This window comes from Dysgonomonas reticulitermitis (genome assembly GCF_054601275.1).
This window is the reverse complement of record NZ_BAAHWU010000034.1, coordinates 1-16,157: the sequence shown is the minus strand read 5'-3', so window position 1 is coordinate 16,157 and position 16,157 is coordinate 1. Positions and strand designations below refer to the sequence as shown.

Here is a 16,157-nt window from a genome sequence, read left to right as displayed (position 1 = left end):
GAAAGGAGTTCAGTAGAAGAGCATACTACTACTTAACTCCTTTCAAAACTACTGATTAATATTAATATTTAAAACTACTTCCTCCTAAGAATTCCCTTAATAAAGATGTAGGAGGTAACTCCCTGTCATTTATATAATTGAAATACTTCAAGAATTTCAACAATCGGTATGCCTCAGCATATTCGGGCACATTATTCGGTACTTGAGACAATATAGGCTCTGCATATTTTCTTAAAGCGGCCAATTCATACATCATCGCCGAATTGAACATCACATCCGCATTTTCCTGATATGGAAATATCCACTTATCCTCTCCCTTCCTCACACTAGGCCAACGGGAAATCGTATCTATTGCAGAGTAATTACGATAGCGATAGTCGCGTACCAGGCGGCGTAGCAACCGATTGTCTGTTGTCGGTATCCAGTTGTGGTCATCTAATGAAATAGTCGTAAGCGCCGATACATATATTTTATATTTAAGGTTATCCGGTATACTACGTGTCAATTCAGGATTCAATCCGTGTATTCCTTCTATGACCAGAATAGAGTTTTCTTCCAGCTGAAGCTTGTGTCCTTTATAATCTCTTTGACCTGTTGTAAAATTGAAAGTCGGTAATTCAACTTCTTCCCCTCTCAGTAACATCTCCAAGTCTTCGTTAAACTTAGGTATATCGAGAGCATATAATGATTCAAAGTCATATCCTCCATTTTCATCCAAAGGAGTATTTTCCCTATTTACAAAATAGTCATCCAGCGACAATCCCACCGGCTTAATCAGATTGACCAACAGTTGCACCTCGAGCCTCATTCTGAATGTAGTTTTTCCGGACGACGACGGACCCGATATTAAAACTACTTTTATGCCATTTCCCGTATGAGAAACTATCTCTGTCGCAATATTAGCGATCGCTTTTTCCTGATATGCCTCCGATATTTTGATTATTCTCGGCATTTCTCCTTTCTGATTCGCCTTGTTCATATCACCCACATTATCCAAGCCTATGATATTCAGAAACTTTAAATGTTCCTTATAAATGTTGTACATTTTTTTCTGAGGAATGACAGGCTCCAATTCTACCGGATTTTCACGGTTAGGGATGCGCAATAACAGGCCATCATTGTATAATTCGAGATCAAACAAATCTACATATCCCGTGGAAGGAGTCAGGCAGCCATAAAAATAATCGACAGCTCCATTCATTTTATAATATTTAGAATACAGTTCTCCCGATGTTTCCAATAAAATCGCTTTATCTTCAAACCCTCTTTCTCTGAACATCTCCACGACCCGGACCGTTTCTTCTTCCACACATTGAAACGGAATATCGGCATCAATATACTTTTGCATCTTCGCCTTGATTGCATCTACCATGTCCTGATCAACCGTCGAAACATTGTTTATCCGGCAAAAATAACCCAATGATATAGGATGCTCTATCAATAGCTGGGCATTCGGACAAACCTCCGCCACTGCCCGGCTAAACAAGAAACACAATGAACGGACATAGGCCCGCATACCGGAAGGTTCAGAAATACTTATAAAGTTTACGGTTTTATTATTATATACCTGATAAGTCAGTGGTTCGGTTTTGTTATTAACTTTCGCCGTCACAATCTTGTGTTTGGACTTTACGTCGAACTCTTTAAGTATTTGAATGAGATTTGTTCCAACAGGAATATCTTTATAAGTTCCGGTGTTAGTGCAATTAATAGTTACTTTACTTTCCATGAATTTTTATGATTTTTTCCTCAATACAAAGTTCTAAATAATCCTTAAAGTATAAAGATAGGAAAATCATTAATTTTAAGAACCTGTTTAAATTTTATTCGTTCCGATTTTCAGAACTATTTTTAGAATGATTTTTTCTTTTCTGAAGCGCGAATAGCGGGCTATTCAAGCTGAAGAAAGGGAAAAATCAGATAAAAAGAGACTGAAAATGAACGAAAAAAGAGCTATAATAAAATGTTTTGGTAAAATTTAAACAGGCTCTAAATAATCGGATACCAGACTTATTCCCTCTTCCTATCTATAGAATAACGTTTTTTAACCATTAAAAAACACGGGTTGCGTATCCGCGACCCGTGTGTACTATATGGACTTTCGCCTGTAAACCTCTATTAGATAAGAGGCATGCCGAGCAATTCAGCTTCCTTGCGCATTTCACATGGCCAGATACCGGCCTGAATCTCTCCAATGTGACCTTTACGGAGATAAAACATACATAACCGGGACTGCCCTATACCTCCTCCTATAGACTGAGGAAGTTCTCCGTTTAGTAATCGTTTATGAAAATACAGTTCTTTTCGGGACTCTTGCCCTGATATTCTTAACTGCTCCTGCAAGACATCCTTGTCCACCCTGATACCCATAGATGATAATTCCATTCCTTGTTGAAGGACAGGATTCCAAACAATAAGATCGCCATTTAATCCTTTATAGCCATTCTCGGAACGTGTAATCCAATCATCATAATCAGGAGCCCGACCATCGTGTGGCTCACCATTACTCAATGCTCCCCCGATACCTATCAGGAATACCGCGCCATATTCTTTAGCGATTTTATTTTCTCTTTCCTTAACGGTAAGATCCGGATATCTCTGCAATAATTCCTCCGAATGTATAAATGCAATTTCTTTTGGTAATATAGGTATAATTGACGGGAACAGCTCATACACAAGATATTCGGTACGAACTAAAGCCGCATATATACGCTCTACTACCTTTTTAAGAAATTCTATATTCCGATCTTTCAGCGACATCACCATCTCCCAATCCCATTGGTCTACATACAGAGAATGTAAATTACCCAACTCCTCGTCAGCCCTGATCGCATTCATATCGGTATATATACCGTAACCCTCATTTATTTGATAATCCGCTAAAGTCAACCTTTTCCACTTGGCCAAAGAATGTACTATTTCGGCTCGTTCATCCCCCATATCTTTTATAGGGAAACTCACAGCTCGCTCTATCCCATTCAAATCATCATTAATACCCATTCCTTTGAGGACAAACAACGGCGCTGTCACTCTTCTTAGGCGAAGTTCCGATGATAAGTTCTGTTGAAAAAAATCTTTTATCTGCTTGATGCCCATCTCCGTCTGTTGAAGATCGAGTAAGGCGTGGTATTGATTTGGCTTGATTAGGTAGCTCATTTTTTATATTTACGTTGTTTCAAAATCATTTTATCTACAAAGATAAGTATTTCACATCAATATGAAACAACATCTTGATATTTTTTAGTCATTATGACATAAATATAAAAAAAGAAGCCCTTTACCTGAGAATAAGTAAAGGGCTATCAAATTATTCAGTAAATTTTTATTTTGTGAGAATATACTGATCAGCTAATTCTCCTGTTATCTTTTTACCCTCCATATCCAGTTGGATAAGGGTATTTTCGCCCACGAAATACTGATTCGGCGCACCCTTTATCCCATCGAGAATAACGGTATTTCCTTCTGCATTCCATGTATATTTACCTTTGTCCTCGAATATCTCTTTTTTGCCGATATATTCTGTTTTTTTCACATAGGTACTATCTTCCAACGTAAGCGATACCAGCATTCCTTCACCACTGGCCGTAGGCACTTTTCCTGTATACGTACCTTGATAGTCCAATGAATTTCTGGCATTGTGCCCATCTCCAATCTGAGTTGTTTCCGGTGTAGTTTGTTCCTGTGTTTTTTGAGTATTGCCACCACAGCTATATAGCATAGCTATTGCAGCAACAAGAATAAATAATTTTTTCATACTTAGTTTCTTTTTTGTTCTTTATTGTGTATTTTTACTTCATAACCCAGCTTTACGATTGCAGCCTGAAGCTTCTCTACTGTTGTTTGGCTTGGTTTATATTCTATCTGTACAGTTTTATTAGCAAGATCAACTTTCATATCGGTAACACCTTTTTCGAAAGCGATGTTCTTTTCAATTCTTTTCTGGCAGTTTTCACATGTCATGGACACATCGAAAACGACTGTTTCTTTATCACTTTTTGGCTTTTGTGCTTGAATAGTCATTACTAAACCAAGCATCGCGACAAATGTAATTATAAAAACTTTCATATTCATATTTTCTACTTTTAAAATTAATAAACAAATTAACGCAACTAAAGTTTATATTAAACACATTCATTTATCCCATGTCGCAAAGACAAGTAATAAGATTCCTGTCTCCATAGGCATTATCCAGACGGGCCACATTGATCCAGAATTTATTTTCTTTGACAAAATCAAGCGGATAGGCGGCCTTCGAACGAGAATAAGCATGTTTCCATTCATCGGCACAAATTTCGTATTCAGGATGCGGCGCATTTACGAGTACATTATCTTCTTTCGTATATGTTCCGTTTTCCACCTCCTTGATTTCTGCCCATATCTGATTCATTGTATCCACAAAATGGTTCAATTCTGTCAGACTTTCGCTTTCTGTCGGCTCTATCATAAGCGTACCATGAACAGGGAAAGACAATGTAGGCGCATGGTATCCGTAGTCCATCAGGCGTTTTGCAATATCCGATTCGGTTATTCCTGAAGTTTCTTTTACTTTACGGCACTCCAAGATCAACTCATGTCCTACCCTGCCTGTTGTTCCGGTATAGACAACTCCGTATGTATCTTTAAAACATTCAGCTAAATAGTTAGCATTCAGGATAGCAATCTTCGTGGCGTGAGTTAGTCCCGCCCCACCCATCATACGGATATAACCGTAGGTAATAGGTAAAATACCGGCACTTCCATAAGGCGCAGAAGATACAGTATTAACAGAACTTCCATCTACTTCAGGATGATGTGGCAAGAATGGAATTAAATGTTCTGCCACGCATATAGGACCTTCTCCCGGACCTCCACCTCCGTGAGGAATCGCAAATGTTTTATGCAGATTCAAGTGACAAACGTCCGCCCCGATAAAGCCCGGATTGGTCAAGCCTACCTGCGCATTCATGTTGGCTCCATCCATATACACCTGTCCACCTTTTTCGTGTACAATCTTACAGATTTCTCTGATTTCTTTTTCAAATATACCATGCGTAGAAGGGTAGGTTATCATCAAAGCAGCCAGATTATCTTTGTGCTGATCTGCTTTAGCTTGAAGATCCTCGACTACCACGTTGCCATGGCTATCGCAATCGACTGTCACTGTTTGATAACCCGCCTGAATAGCCGATGCGGGATTTGTTCCATGAGCTGATGACGGAATAAGTATAATATTGCGATGCCCCTGACCTGTATTTTCCTGATACTTACGTATCGTCATAAGCCCCGCATATTCTCCTGCCGCACCCGAATTGGGCTGGAAGCTGACTCCTGCAAAACCGGTAATTTCCTTCAGATATTCGCCAAGCTCTTCTATCAACTCGGTATATCCCTGAGTTTGTGATTTTGGAGCAAACGGATGAATATTCTGAAATCCGCCCAATGATAAAGGGAGTAGTTCTGAGGCCGCGTTCAGCTTCATTGTACACGAACCAAGCGAAATCATAGAGTGAGCCAACGAAATATCTTTTCTGTCGAGGCGCTTAATGTAGCGCATCAACTCGGTTTCGGTATGGTATTTATTGAATACTTCATGCGTCAGATATTCGCTCTTGCGCAAGAAAGTATCTTTTATCGTTATCTTCTCAGGAAGATCATCGATCATGAATACCTCCTGACGTCCTGCCGCCAAAGAAAATACAGCCAATAATTCATGGGCTTTGTATTCGGTAATCGTTTCATCGATACTTACGCCCACTTCTCCGGCTTCATAATAGCGGAGGTTAATATCGCGCATTTCGGCATATTCACGCACTGTATATTGTGACACCCCACTAGGCAAGCCTATTTTAAGAGTATCGAAATACTGCTCATTCAACACTGTATATCCCAATTCTTTCAATTCATCAGCAATCAAAGCTGTTGCTGAATGTATTTGAGTAGCAATATCTTTTAATCCTTCAGGCCCATGATAAACAGCATAAAATCCGGACATCGTTGCTAACAGAGCTTGAGCTGTACAGATATTCGAAGTTGCTTTTTCGCGCTTAATATGCTGTTCGCGTGTCTGCAAAGCCATACGGTATGCGGATTTGCCATAAGCATCTTTTGACACGCCGATAATACGTCCCGGCACATTCCGCTTATATTCGTCTTTTGTAGCAAAGAATCCTGCGGAAGGACCTCCATAAAACATCGGGATACCGAAACGCTGGCTACTTCCGAATGCAATGTCCGCACCCCATTCGCCCGGAGGAACAAGCAAGGTCAGAGCCATCAGGTCGGTGGCTACGGCAACCTTACAATCCGCCGCATGAGCCTTTTCCGTAAAAGCGGCATAATCCAGAATATTCCCATTAGAATTAGGATATTGTATTACTGCCCCGAAAAATCCATCGGCAAGATTTACATCCTGATAATTCCCTACTACAACTTTTATACCCTGAGGCTCCATACGGGTATTGATAACAGCAAGAGTCTGCGGAAAAATATTTTTATCCACAAACAGTTTATTTACCTCACCTTTCACTTGTTCGCGACTACGAAGGGCAAACATCATGGTGGCGGCCTCAGCTCCGGCAGTAGCCTCATCCAATAGAGAGCAATTTGAAAGAGGAAGACCGGTAAGATCACTTACCATTGTCTGGAAGTTCATCAAAGCTTCAAGACGCCCCTGCGATATTTCAGCTTGATAAGGGGTATATGATGTGTACCACACAGGGTTTTCGAAAACATTACGAAAGATAGGAGCAGGACATATTGTATCGTACCAACCCATCCCTATATATGAAGCACAAATACGGTTCTTTGATGCCATTAAAGCCATTTCTTCCGCATACTCATGTTCGCTCAACGCTTCCGGTAAATTTAATCCACCTTGCAAGCGTATATTGGCAGGTATCGTCTGGTCAATTAATTCATCCAGCGATTTTACTCCTACCTTAGACAACATCAGTTTTTCTTCTTCCGGATTGATGCCTATATGGCGATCTTGAAATTTTTGAGTTTTCATGTATTTTTTCGGTTTATTGTAAGTAAAAGTTGTTTCTCATTTCTTCCCTGATGGTAGTTAGTGGTCCATGTCCCGAATAAACAACAGTATCGGGAGGAAGGGTAAGGAGCTTTTCCTTGATTCCATCAATCAATTGCCGATGATTACCACCCACCAAATCGGTACGTCCGACACTGCCGCGAAACAGGACATCTCCGACAAAGACACATCCGGCTTCCTGATTATAAAAGACAATACTCCCGGGCGAATGTCCGGGAATCTCCAGCACAACCATTCTTTGGTTGCCAAAGGTTACTACATCATTTTCTTTCAGGTACTTTCCTATTTTAGGTACTTGTACTCCTTCGCTACTGAATCCGAACATCTTCATTTGCCCCGGCAATTGTTCCAGCAGGAACTCATCGCCTTTGTGCGCTTCGGTTTCCAGATGGAATTGTTCGTGTATGAAATGATTGCCAAACACATGATCGAAATGCAGGTGTGTATTAAGCAGATGTTTTACGATTAAGTCATTATCAAGAATAAAATCGAGAAGTAAAGATTTTTCATCAGGGAAAAAGCATCCGGGATCGATGATAACACATTCGTTGGTCTCATCGTACGCCACATATGTATTCTCACTGATAGGGTTGAATTCAAATATTTTCATGTTCATATTTATAATTTTCAATATATAAAAAAGCAGGACAAAGATACAATTTTTCCCGATGCAAAGCTAGTTGTGTCATATAGGTTTTCTGCTAAATTCATTTAAATTGAAACTGTATGATTGACTTATTTTCAGCCTATTTTTCCCCTCAGAACCTTAAATAATAATTCTGTAATCCATAGAAATCAACTCACAGTCAAAGATAAACAAAAACTACAAGTTATATAACCTGTAGTTTCTGCTATTTATACAAAATTAAGAACAATGTAGTTTTATTCAGGACGTTCTGCCATTGCCGTTAATTGACCTTTGGTTTTTAGGTTCTCCATCAAAAAATCATCCCCTTCATTCGGCTCAACGATCATATACTTGCCAACACCGCATATTTGCATTTCGTCCAAGGCATCTACCAGATTCTTAAAGTTAGAGTCTTTGGTCGGTTTTATAAGAGTATAAATTCCACTTTCCAACTTATTTACTTTAGTCACTTCAGCCTTGAATTCCTCGTCAGAGATTTGCTTTTTGCTCCGTTTCAATCTCAGGTCTTTTATTTTAGATAAGTTTATATTATTCTTGGAAAGCAGTATATCACGCATGCCTTTATAATCTGTTTCTTTCAATGAGGTATAATCTTCATAATTTGCTTTTCCTTCGTAATAAAAAACCTTGTCGTTTTCGCCCAAAATTACAGTTAAAGACTTTGATTCGGGTATCAGGCTTTCTCCACCTCGTGTATCCGGCATGGCAATATCCATAATTTGAGGAATACTAAGCGTAGTACAGAACATAAAGAAAGTGATCAGCAACATGTTCATATCTACCATTGGAGTGAAATCTACCCTTAATAATTTTCTTTGTGGTTTTCCCTTTTTAGCGTCATTACCACTTGTTTCTATGTTAGCCATGATATTAATATTTAAAGAGTTCTACATCTGTTTTTACATAATAGAGGCAATATGTGTTGAAATTTCATAAATAGCCGCGACTTTTTTTTCAGAACTCGTATCTTTGTCGTACGAATAGCCATATATCAAATGAAACAGCGTATACTTTTATTTATTACCATATTCTTTTATTTCGTTCTGATCTTCTGTATAGGGAAAGTTGCTTTCACCCTTATTCATTCGTCTCTGGGTGGTGGCGTTTCTGCTTCCGATGTATATCAGATACTGTATCATGGGCTTCCTCTCGATTTATCTATGAGTGGTTACTTCACAGCGATTCCTGCTTTAATTCTGATCTTCTCAATCTGGATCAAACCGCAATACATTGCCCGGACATTTAATGTTTATTTTATTATCATCCTTTCCATTATCGCTATCATTACAGTCGTAGACATTATCATATATCCTTATTGGGGATTTCACTTCGATTCAACAGTTTTTCTTTACCTGAAAAAACCGCGAGAAGCATTTGCCAGTGGCTCTGCCGGTGAGATAATACTAGGTCTTCTCTTTACTATTGTTTTTGCTGCAATTATATATATTGGTTATATATTTATTATTCGCAAACAGGTTTTAAAACTAAAAGTGCCGAAATCTATTCGCAATACAGGCATTGTATTAGCTCTACTCACAGCCGCTCTATTCTTACCAATCAGAGGAGGAATTACAGTTTCTACAATGAATGTAGGACAAGTATATTACAGTGATAATATGTTTCTGAATCATGCTGCCATCAATCCGCATTTTAATTTGATGTATTCCTTTACCAAGTCTGACGATTTTGCTTCACAGTATCAGTTTTATGATAAGGATGAGGCAGCCGGGATATTTAGCAAAATCACAAATCAACCGCATAGCGATAGTATTCCACGATTACTAAATACTGATAAACCAAACATTATTCTATTTGTTCTAGAAAGCTTTTCGGCTAGTGTAGCATTAGATTCTCTTGTCGCTCCAAACATGAGCCGGTTTGCGAAAGAAGGTGTCTTTTTTGAAAATTTTTATGCTAATAGCTTCCGTACAGACAGAGGAGTAGTATCCGTATTAAGTGGTTACCCTGCACATCCGACCGTTGCAATAATGAAATATCCTCAAAAGACAGGGAATTTACCCACTATACCTCGTACATTAAAAGAAACGGGCTACGATCTTTCTTTTTATTATGGAGGAGACGCCGACTTTGCCAATATGCGCTCTTATTTTGTAGGGGCTTGCGGCATAAAGGATTTGGTAACAGATAAAGGGTTTCCATTGAGTGAACGGATGACTAAATGGGGTGTGCCGGATAAACCCCTTATAGAAAGATTCTATAAAGACCTGACAACAAAAGAGGTAAAAACACCATTCTTCAAAACGGTATTGACATTAAGTAGCCATGAGCCGTTTGATGTTCCGGTTAATGAATTCAAGGAACCTTTCCTCAATGCTGTTCATTACACAGATGAATGTTTGGGTAATTTTGTAAAACAATTGAAAACCACAAAATACTGGGATAATACGTTGATAATCTTTGTTGCCGACCATGCCATGCAATCTTACCCGAAAGGAATAAATAATAGTGATCCCAAGCGATTCCGTATTCCTATGATCTGGATAGGCGGGGCTGTGAAGCAACCGGAAGTTATAAAGGATTTTGCTTCGCAGAACGATCTGGCGGCGACTTTGTTATCACAAATGAATGTAAAGCATGACGAGTTTATTTTCAGTAAGGATATATTAAACCCGGACGGAAATAAGTTTGCGTTTTATTCGTATGTAAACGGATTCTGCATGATAGATCCGACAGGAACAATAACCTACGATAACGATAAAAAGAGTGTGATTCGACAAGATGGGAATCCGGATTTGGAGGAGAAAGCAAAATCATTCTTCCAGATGATGTATCTGGATTTGGGAAACAGATAAATTATTCCATTTTGATTTCTTTCAGCGGATTCCAGAATATGGTTTTCCAATTTATTATCCGGTCGTTTTTCACAACAACCCCTTCAGCTTCCAATAGTTTTTGCATTTCTCCGGCAGATCCAAAAGCATCTTTACCCGATAGAACGCCTTGACTGTTAACGACTCTGTGGGCAGGAATATTCTTTTCCGAACACCCTGCCATTATTTTTCCAACCATTCTCGACAAATTGGGATAACCCGCAGCTTTGGCAACAGCTCCGTAACTGGTCGCCCGCCCACGAGGAATATATCTGACAATATCATATACTCCCTGTCTAAGACTTTCTTTATCCAATTTGTTCATTTTATAGTTTTGATATAAAGATAAACAGAAAATCGTATTTTTGCATTCATAAAGATCAGATATGAAAATAACTCTCCTTGTTATAGGCAAAACTGACGCCGGATATTTTATCGACGCCGTGAATGAATACCAGAAACGACTGGAACATTATATTCCTTTCGAAATTCAGGTTATACCGGATATAAAAAACGTAAAAAGCCTGACCGCGGAACAACAGAAAGATAAGGAAGGAGAACTGATTATCAAAAATTTGCAAGCGGGAGATTACATTGTGCTGCTAGATGAAAAGGGGAAAGAATATACTTCTATTCAGTTTGCGAACTACATTGAAAAGAAAACTCACAGCGTATCAAAACGTCTCGTATTCATCATTGGCGGGCCTTATGGATTTTCGCAAGCGGTGTACGATAAGGCGAACGAAAAACTAACACTGTCGCGCATGACTTTCTCGCACCAAATGGTACGTCTCATATTTGTGGAACAACTATACAGAGCAATGACAATACTCAATAATGAGCCTTATCACCACGAGTAATCAGTGAACGAGATACAAGATACAAGTTATGAGTTATGAGTTTTAAGTTTTAAGTACTTACTACTTACTACTTTTTACTTACTACTTTCAACTTCATTTGCTAATCTGCTAATTTACTTATTACTCGAACCGGATAGATTTTGCAGGAGAAATTTTAGCGATCAGATAGGAAGGACCGATCATAGCCACAACAGACAATACAAGTGTACCTGTATTTATCAGTAGAATATACAGGATATTTATATCCACAGGCATTTCGGACACATAGTAATTATCCGGATTAAGTTTTATCACCCCGAAATACTTTTGTATCAATAAAATTGAAAGCGCTATAATGTTTCCCCAAAACATCCCTTTCAATATAAGAAATGAAGCCACATACAAGAACGTTTTTCGAATACTGAAATTCCTTGACCCCAGAGTTTTGAGCATGCCTATCATATTGGTTCGTTCCAATATGATGATTAGCAAACCCGAAATCATCGTAAATACAGAGATAACAAACATAAGCCCGATGATCACCCACACATTCATATCCAATAAATCGAGCCAACTGAATATCATGGGATTTAACTCCTTTATCGAACGGGCAAGCAGTGTATTATTATCCTTATCCCGATATGTCATCAGATCGAAATAAACGTCTTGAGCAGTTTCCTCTAACTTATCATAATCTTTGACCAACAATTCTATTCCGCTTACTTGCCCGGGTTCCCATTTATTTAATCGCTGTATCAGGGATAAGTCGGTCACTACAAAAAGCTTGTCATATTCTTCAAAGTTTGTACTATATATCCCCGTTATATTGAATTTACGGGCGCTGCGCTCTTCCACATTGCGCTCACCTACAAAATAGGCGATAAAACTATCCCCTGTTTTAAGATGTAATTTCGATGCTATATTTTTTGATATGATTACCTGATTCGTAACGGAAGTGTCCTGAGGATTAATGATAGAGCCATCAACCATATTCTGTTTAAAGAAACTCCAGTCATAATCTTTTCCAACTCCTTTGAGCATAATCCCCTGGAAAGCATCTTTTGTTTTAATTACTCCCGGCTTTGTTCCGTATAACTGTATATGTTTTATATTCGGTGCATCAGTCAGTTCCTTTATCAATTCGGGAGATACCGATATAGGTTGGCTTTCGTAAGATGTTGTATTATTCAGGTTGGTTATCTGTATATGCGAACCGAATCCTACAACCTTATTACGCACCTCCGTTTTAAAGCCAACGACTATAGATAAAGATAGTATCATAGCCGCAAGTCCTATCGCCACTCCGGCAACAGCTATTTTTATGGCAGGAGAAGAAACCCGTTTCTCCCCTTTCTCACTTTTGAAGTGAATCCGTTTCGCTATGAATAATTCTAAATTCAAATTGATCTGCTAAAATAAAAAACCTTGTTCACTTTGCCTTTTCCTCCCCAGATGCTTGTAAGCTAAATCCGTAACTTCACGGCCTCGCGGTGTACGTTTCATAAAGCCTTCTTTGATGAGGAAAGGCTCATAAACTTCTTCTATTGTTCCTCCATCCTCGCCTAATGCCGTGGCAATGGTAGATATACCTACAGGCCCGCCTTGAAATTTATCAATGAGGATTAACAGTATCTTGTTGTCTATTTCGTCGAGACCGTACTTATCTATATTGAGCGCTTCAAGGGAATAAGTCGCAATAGCCTTGTCTATCTTACCCGAACCTTTCACCTGTGCGAAATCGCGCACCCGGCGCAACAGGGCATTGGCAATACGCGGAGTGCCACGGCTACGCGATGCGATTTCCATAGCTGCATCTTCCGAGGTATGTATATCGAGTATATCTGCTGAGCGGAGAATAATACGCATAAGGGTATCGATGTCATAATATTCCAAGTGCATATTGATACCGAAACGTGCACGCAAAGGGCTTGTCAGCAATCCGCTGCGTGTAGTTGCCCCAATAAGAGTAAACGGATTCAGTTCTATCTGCACAGAACGGGCGCTAGGGCCTTTATCTATCATAATATCGATCCTGTAATCTTCCATCGCACTGTACAGGTATTCCTCTACAACAGGGGAAAGCCGGTGTATCTCATCTATAAAAAGGACATCATTTGCTTCGAGCGAAGTCAATAATCCGGCAAGATCACCGGGCTTATCCAGTACCGGTCCCGATGTAATCTTAAAACCGACACCAAGTTCGTTGGCTATTATATTCGACAATGTAGTTTTCCCCAGTCCGGGAGGGCCATGCAATAAAGTATGATCGAGCGATTCGCCTCGCATTTTTGCCGCTGTGACAAAAACCTGTAGGTTCTCTACAACCTTACTTTGTCCACTGAAACTACGGAATGTCAACGGTCTGAGAGCATTTTCAAACTCTTTCTCGTTGTCGTTTATATTACCTCTGTGTATGTTAAATGTTCCTTCCATAAAGTATAAATGCAAATTTACATCAATTATCCATAAAGTGAGCAAACTTTATCGTTTTCAGTGTATTTTATTTATGTTAACCGTAAAATCTTGTTTCTTTGCATTTAACTATTCATGCGAATCAGTATTTAAAAAATTAGATAAATAAAAGCGATGGCAATTTTACCCATCGTATGTACTAAAAGTCCGGATGTTGACCTGACTTTCTGCGCTCTTTGAATTTTTGTACGTTCATTCAACCAATTGAAGAATGATTCTATGGGTTGTCTGACTTTAGAAACAGCAGTAGAAAATAAGTCATTATATGCTTTGTTCCATTGTTTTTCTTGTTCAGACTGTCCTTTGACTGCTTTAACAGGAGTAAGCATTTGAATATTCTGCGTTTGCTTTTTATTATCATTAAAGTATTCAAAATCAGAATATATTTTATCTCCAAAAATCATTCGGTTAGCTATCGTATCTCCCCAGTTCTGTTTAAATACAGCCAGGTCGTTATCTTCAGCAGGAGTGCAGGTTATGGATTCCGGAAAAGGGATTGTCCCTTTTCGTCTGAATGCCAGAGCATGAAGCTTTAAACCATAGTAATATTGATTCTTTGTTGAACAATATCCTTTAGTGGTGATTTCTTTAGCAACCTTTGCTATTCTGTTTCGTCCTGCACAAGTGATTACAGGCATAGAATCAACCAGCGATACATCAAAATCACAATCTTTTGGCGTGAATGAACTTATCAATCTCTGGGATAATACCTTAAAACATTCATTCAGGCGGTTTAACCTTAAGTTAAATGTTTGATACGATGGCAATGAAGGAAACCAGGAAGATAGATACTCTTTTGTAAAAGAATGTATATCTTTGACCATGAAATACTTCTGACAACATCCTGCGAACAGGTAAATTGTCATTATTTCCTGATCAGTAAAAGATGGAGCATTGTTGTTACTGTACCGTTGACAGTAATATTTTAGCTCTGAATCGTATAAATCACAGATATACATATAAATTCTTATCAGTTTATGCTCTTTCTTCTTGGGAATCATTGTTAAAGAAATGTGTGGTAATATTTCTTTAATTTAATGATTTTCAAGAGATTGAGCAAATATCCGGTGCGCTTATTTTATTGTTAATTAATCTTTTAACTAAATAAATCAGCGAATAGTTTCAACTACTGATTCGCATTAGTAAGTAAATTGACTGATATTTTAAAAGAAGAAAGTTCCGCCAATTGAAAATTAATCCAGTATTAACTTACTTATCTGGTTAGTTCATCTCAAATTAATTGAATTATTTTGAATATTGTTATATATGATAATTAATACTCAAGAAATATTGCACCCAATAAAAAATAAATCAAAAGTTGGGTGCAACTTAGGGCAAGATGATGGAAATCGAATGTTAACTATAGGTAGAATGTTGTAACCACATGTCCGAATCTGACTCGTTAAAACGAATAGCCGAACTGGAAGCACAGAATCTTGAATTACTTACCGAGAATGAGAGATTACGGAAAATGTTGGGTCTGCCTCAGAAAAACCCGATAGCCAAAGGTTCTGTTCGGGCATCGGACACCTTAGAGCAAAATATCATAGGAAATATTCCTGCATCCTCAATAAACAAATACAGTTCTCCCAAAGAAAAGATAGAATTGTTTCAATCATTATTTCAAGGGCGGACAGATGTATATGCCAAGCGATGTTATAGTAAGAAGCATGGAAGCAGTTATTACATCCCTGCATGTAAAAACGAATGGATAAAAGGTCTTTGCGACAGAACTCGTGTTAAATGTAAAGATTGTCCCAATCGGAATTTATTGCCTTTGACAAAAGAAGTTATCAATAACCATTTACGGAATAAAGATGAACATGGTGCCGGAATTGTTGGTATCTATCCACTTTTACCGGATGACAACTGCCTATTTCTTGCAGTTGATTTTGATGAAGCAAAATGGGAAGAGGACATAAAGGTATTTCGCTCTGTATGTAACACCTATAATATTCCGGTTACCATTGAACGTTCCCGTTCCGGAAATGGAGCTCACGCATGGATATTTTTTGAAGAGCCTGTTCCGGCAATATCTGCGCGAAGACTTGGAAATGTCCTTTTGACAAAATCGATGTCAATCAGGTCTGAAATACGTTTTTCTTCGTATGACCGGATGTTTCCCAATCAGGATTTTATGCCTAAAGGAGGCTTTGGAAATCTGATTGCTTTACCTTTACAAGGAGGTGCCCGCCAAAATGAGAATAGCGAATTTATTGATGAAAACTTCAATAGTTATCCTGACCAGTGGGCTTACCTGGCTTCTATCCGAAAAATGAGCTTAGAGGAAATAGATGTTCTGCTTGCTACACTATGCGAAGGAAATGGATTAGGGGAAC

General features: G+C 38.6%; 14 protein-coding genes. 3 read left to right on the top strand and 11 right to left on the bottom strand.

Annotated elements, in window-relative coordinates; all coding sequences use genetic code 11:
- Window positions 1–61: 61 nt before the first annotated feature.
- From ACYPZI_RS11745 to ACYPZI_RS11715, 7 genes are all read right to left on the bottom strand, one after another.
- Window positions 62–1,729, bottom strand: coding sequence for a nucleoside kinase (locus tag ACYPZI_RS11745; RefSeq protein ID WP_459601808.1), 1,668 nt, complete (start codon window positions 1,727–1,729; stop codon window positions 62–64).
- A gap of 389 nt (window positions 1,730–2,118) precedes the next feature.
- Complete coding sequence (gene asnA, locus ACYPZI_RS11740; RefSeq protein ID WP_459601806.1) at window positions 2,119–3,156, bottom strand: aspartate--ammonia ligase; 1,038 nt, start codon at window positions 3,154–3,156, stop codon at window positions 2,119–2,121.
- A gap of 166 nt (window positions 3,157–3,322) precedes the next feature.
- The gene (locus ACYPZI_RS11735; RefSeq protein ID WP_459601804.1) at window positions 3,323–3,754 is read right to left on the bottom strand and encodes a copper resistance protein NlpE; all 432 of its coding nucleotides are present in this window, start codon (window positions 3,752–3,754) and stop codon (window positions 3,323–3,325) included.
- Window positions 3,755–3,756: 2 nt separating this feature from the next.
- On the bottom strand, window positions 3,757–4,071 hold the full coding sequence (locus ACYPZI_RS11730) for a heavy-metal-associated domain-containing protein (protein WP_459601802.1): 315 nt from the start codon (window positions 4,069–4,071) through the stop codon (window positions 3,757–3,759).
- 64 nt (window positions 4,072–4,135) lie between these two features.
- The gene (gcvP, locus tag ACYPZI_RS11725) at window positions 4,136–6,988 is read right to left on the bottom strand and encodes an aminomethyl-transferring glycine dehydrogenase (protein ID WP_459601800.1); all 2,853 of its coding nucleotides are present in this window, start codon (window positions 6,986–6,988) and stop codon (window positions 4,136–4,138) included.
- A 13-nt stretch (window positions 6,989–7,001) separates the two neighbouring features.
- Window positions 7,002–7,643 (bottom strand): MBL fold metallo-hydrolase, encoded by a 642-nt coding sequence (locus ACYPZI_RS11720; protein WP_459601798.1) that lies wholly within the window; start codon window positions 7,641–7,643, stop codon window positions 7,002–7,004.
- Window positions 7,644–7,909: 266 nt separating this feature from the next.
- Entirely contained in the window at window positions 7,910–8,542 is a 633-nt protein-coding gene (locus ACYPZI_RS11715) for an ExbD/TolR family protein (protein ID WP_459601796.1), read from the bottom strand.
- 129 nt (window positions 8,543–8,671) lie between these two features.
- Between ACYPZI_RS11715 and ACYPZI_RS11710 the strand changes: the two genes are divergently transcribed.
- Window positions 8,672–10,489 (top strand): LTA synthase family protein, encoded by a 1,818-nt coding sequence (locus tag ACYPZI_RS11710; RefSeq protein ID WP_459601794.1) that lies wholly within the window; start codon window positions 8,672–8,674, stop codon window positions 10,487–10,489.
- Window position 10,490: 1 nt separating this feature from the next.
- On the opposite strand, the gene ACYPZI_RS11705 is transcribed toward ACYPZI_RS11710, so the two are convergent.
- Window positions 10,491–10,832, bottom strand: a complete 342-nt coding sequence (locus ACYPZI_RS11705) for an MGMT family protein (RefSeq protein WP_459601792.1) — start codon at window positions 10,830–10,832, stop codon at window positions 10,491–10,493.
- A 61-nt stretch (window positions 10,833–10,893) separates the two neighbouring features.
- On the opposite strand from ACYPZI_RS11705, the gene rlmH reads away from it, so the two are divergent.
- Window positions 10,894–11,367: a 23S rRNA (pseudouridine(1915)-N(3))-methyltransferase RlmH gene (rlmH, locus tag ACYPZI_RS11700; RefSeq protein ID WP_459601790.1), complete on the top strand. Its 474-nt coding sequence runs from the start codon at window positions 10,894–10,896 to the stop codon at window positions 11,365–11,367.
- Window positions 11,368–11,487: 120 nt separating this feature from the next.
- Here the strand turns inward: rlmH and ACYPZI_RS11695 are convergent, their stop codons facing one another.
- From ACYPZI_RS11695 to ACYPZI_RS11685, 3 genes are all read right to left on the bottom strand, one after another.
- Window positions 11,488–12,747 (bottom strand): ABC transporter permease, encoded by a 1,260-nt coding sequence (locus ACYPZI_RS11695; protein ID WP_459601788.1) that lies wholly within the window; start codon window positions 12,745–12,747, stop codon window positions 11,488–11,490.
- Between the two features lie 9 nt (window positions 12,748–12,756).
- A complete protein-coding gene (gene ruvB / locus ACYPZI_RS11690) occupies window positions 12,757–13,779 on the bottom strand; it encodes a Holliday junction branch migration DNA helicase RuvB (protein ID WP_459601786.1) in 1,023 nt (340 codons plus the stop codon).
- 128 nt (window positions 13,780–13,907) lie between these two features.
- The gene (locus ACYPZI_RS11685) at window positions 13,908–14,777 is read right to left on the bottom strand and encodes a transposase (RefSeq protein WP_459601784.1); all 870 of its coding nucleotides are present in this window, start codon (window positions 14,775–14,777) and stop codon (window positions 13,908–13,910) included.
- Window positions 14,778–15,202: 425 nt separating this feature from the next.
- On the opposite strand from ACYPZI_RS11685, the gene ACYPZI_RS11680 reads away from it, so the two are divergent.
- On the top strand, window positions 15,203–16,157 hold a 955-nt coding region (locus ACYPZI_RS11680; RefSeq protein ID WP_459601782.1), incomplete at its 3' end, for a TOTE conflict system archaeo-eukaryotic primase domain-containing protein.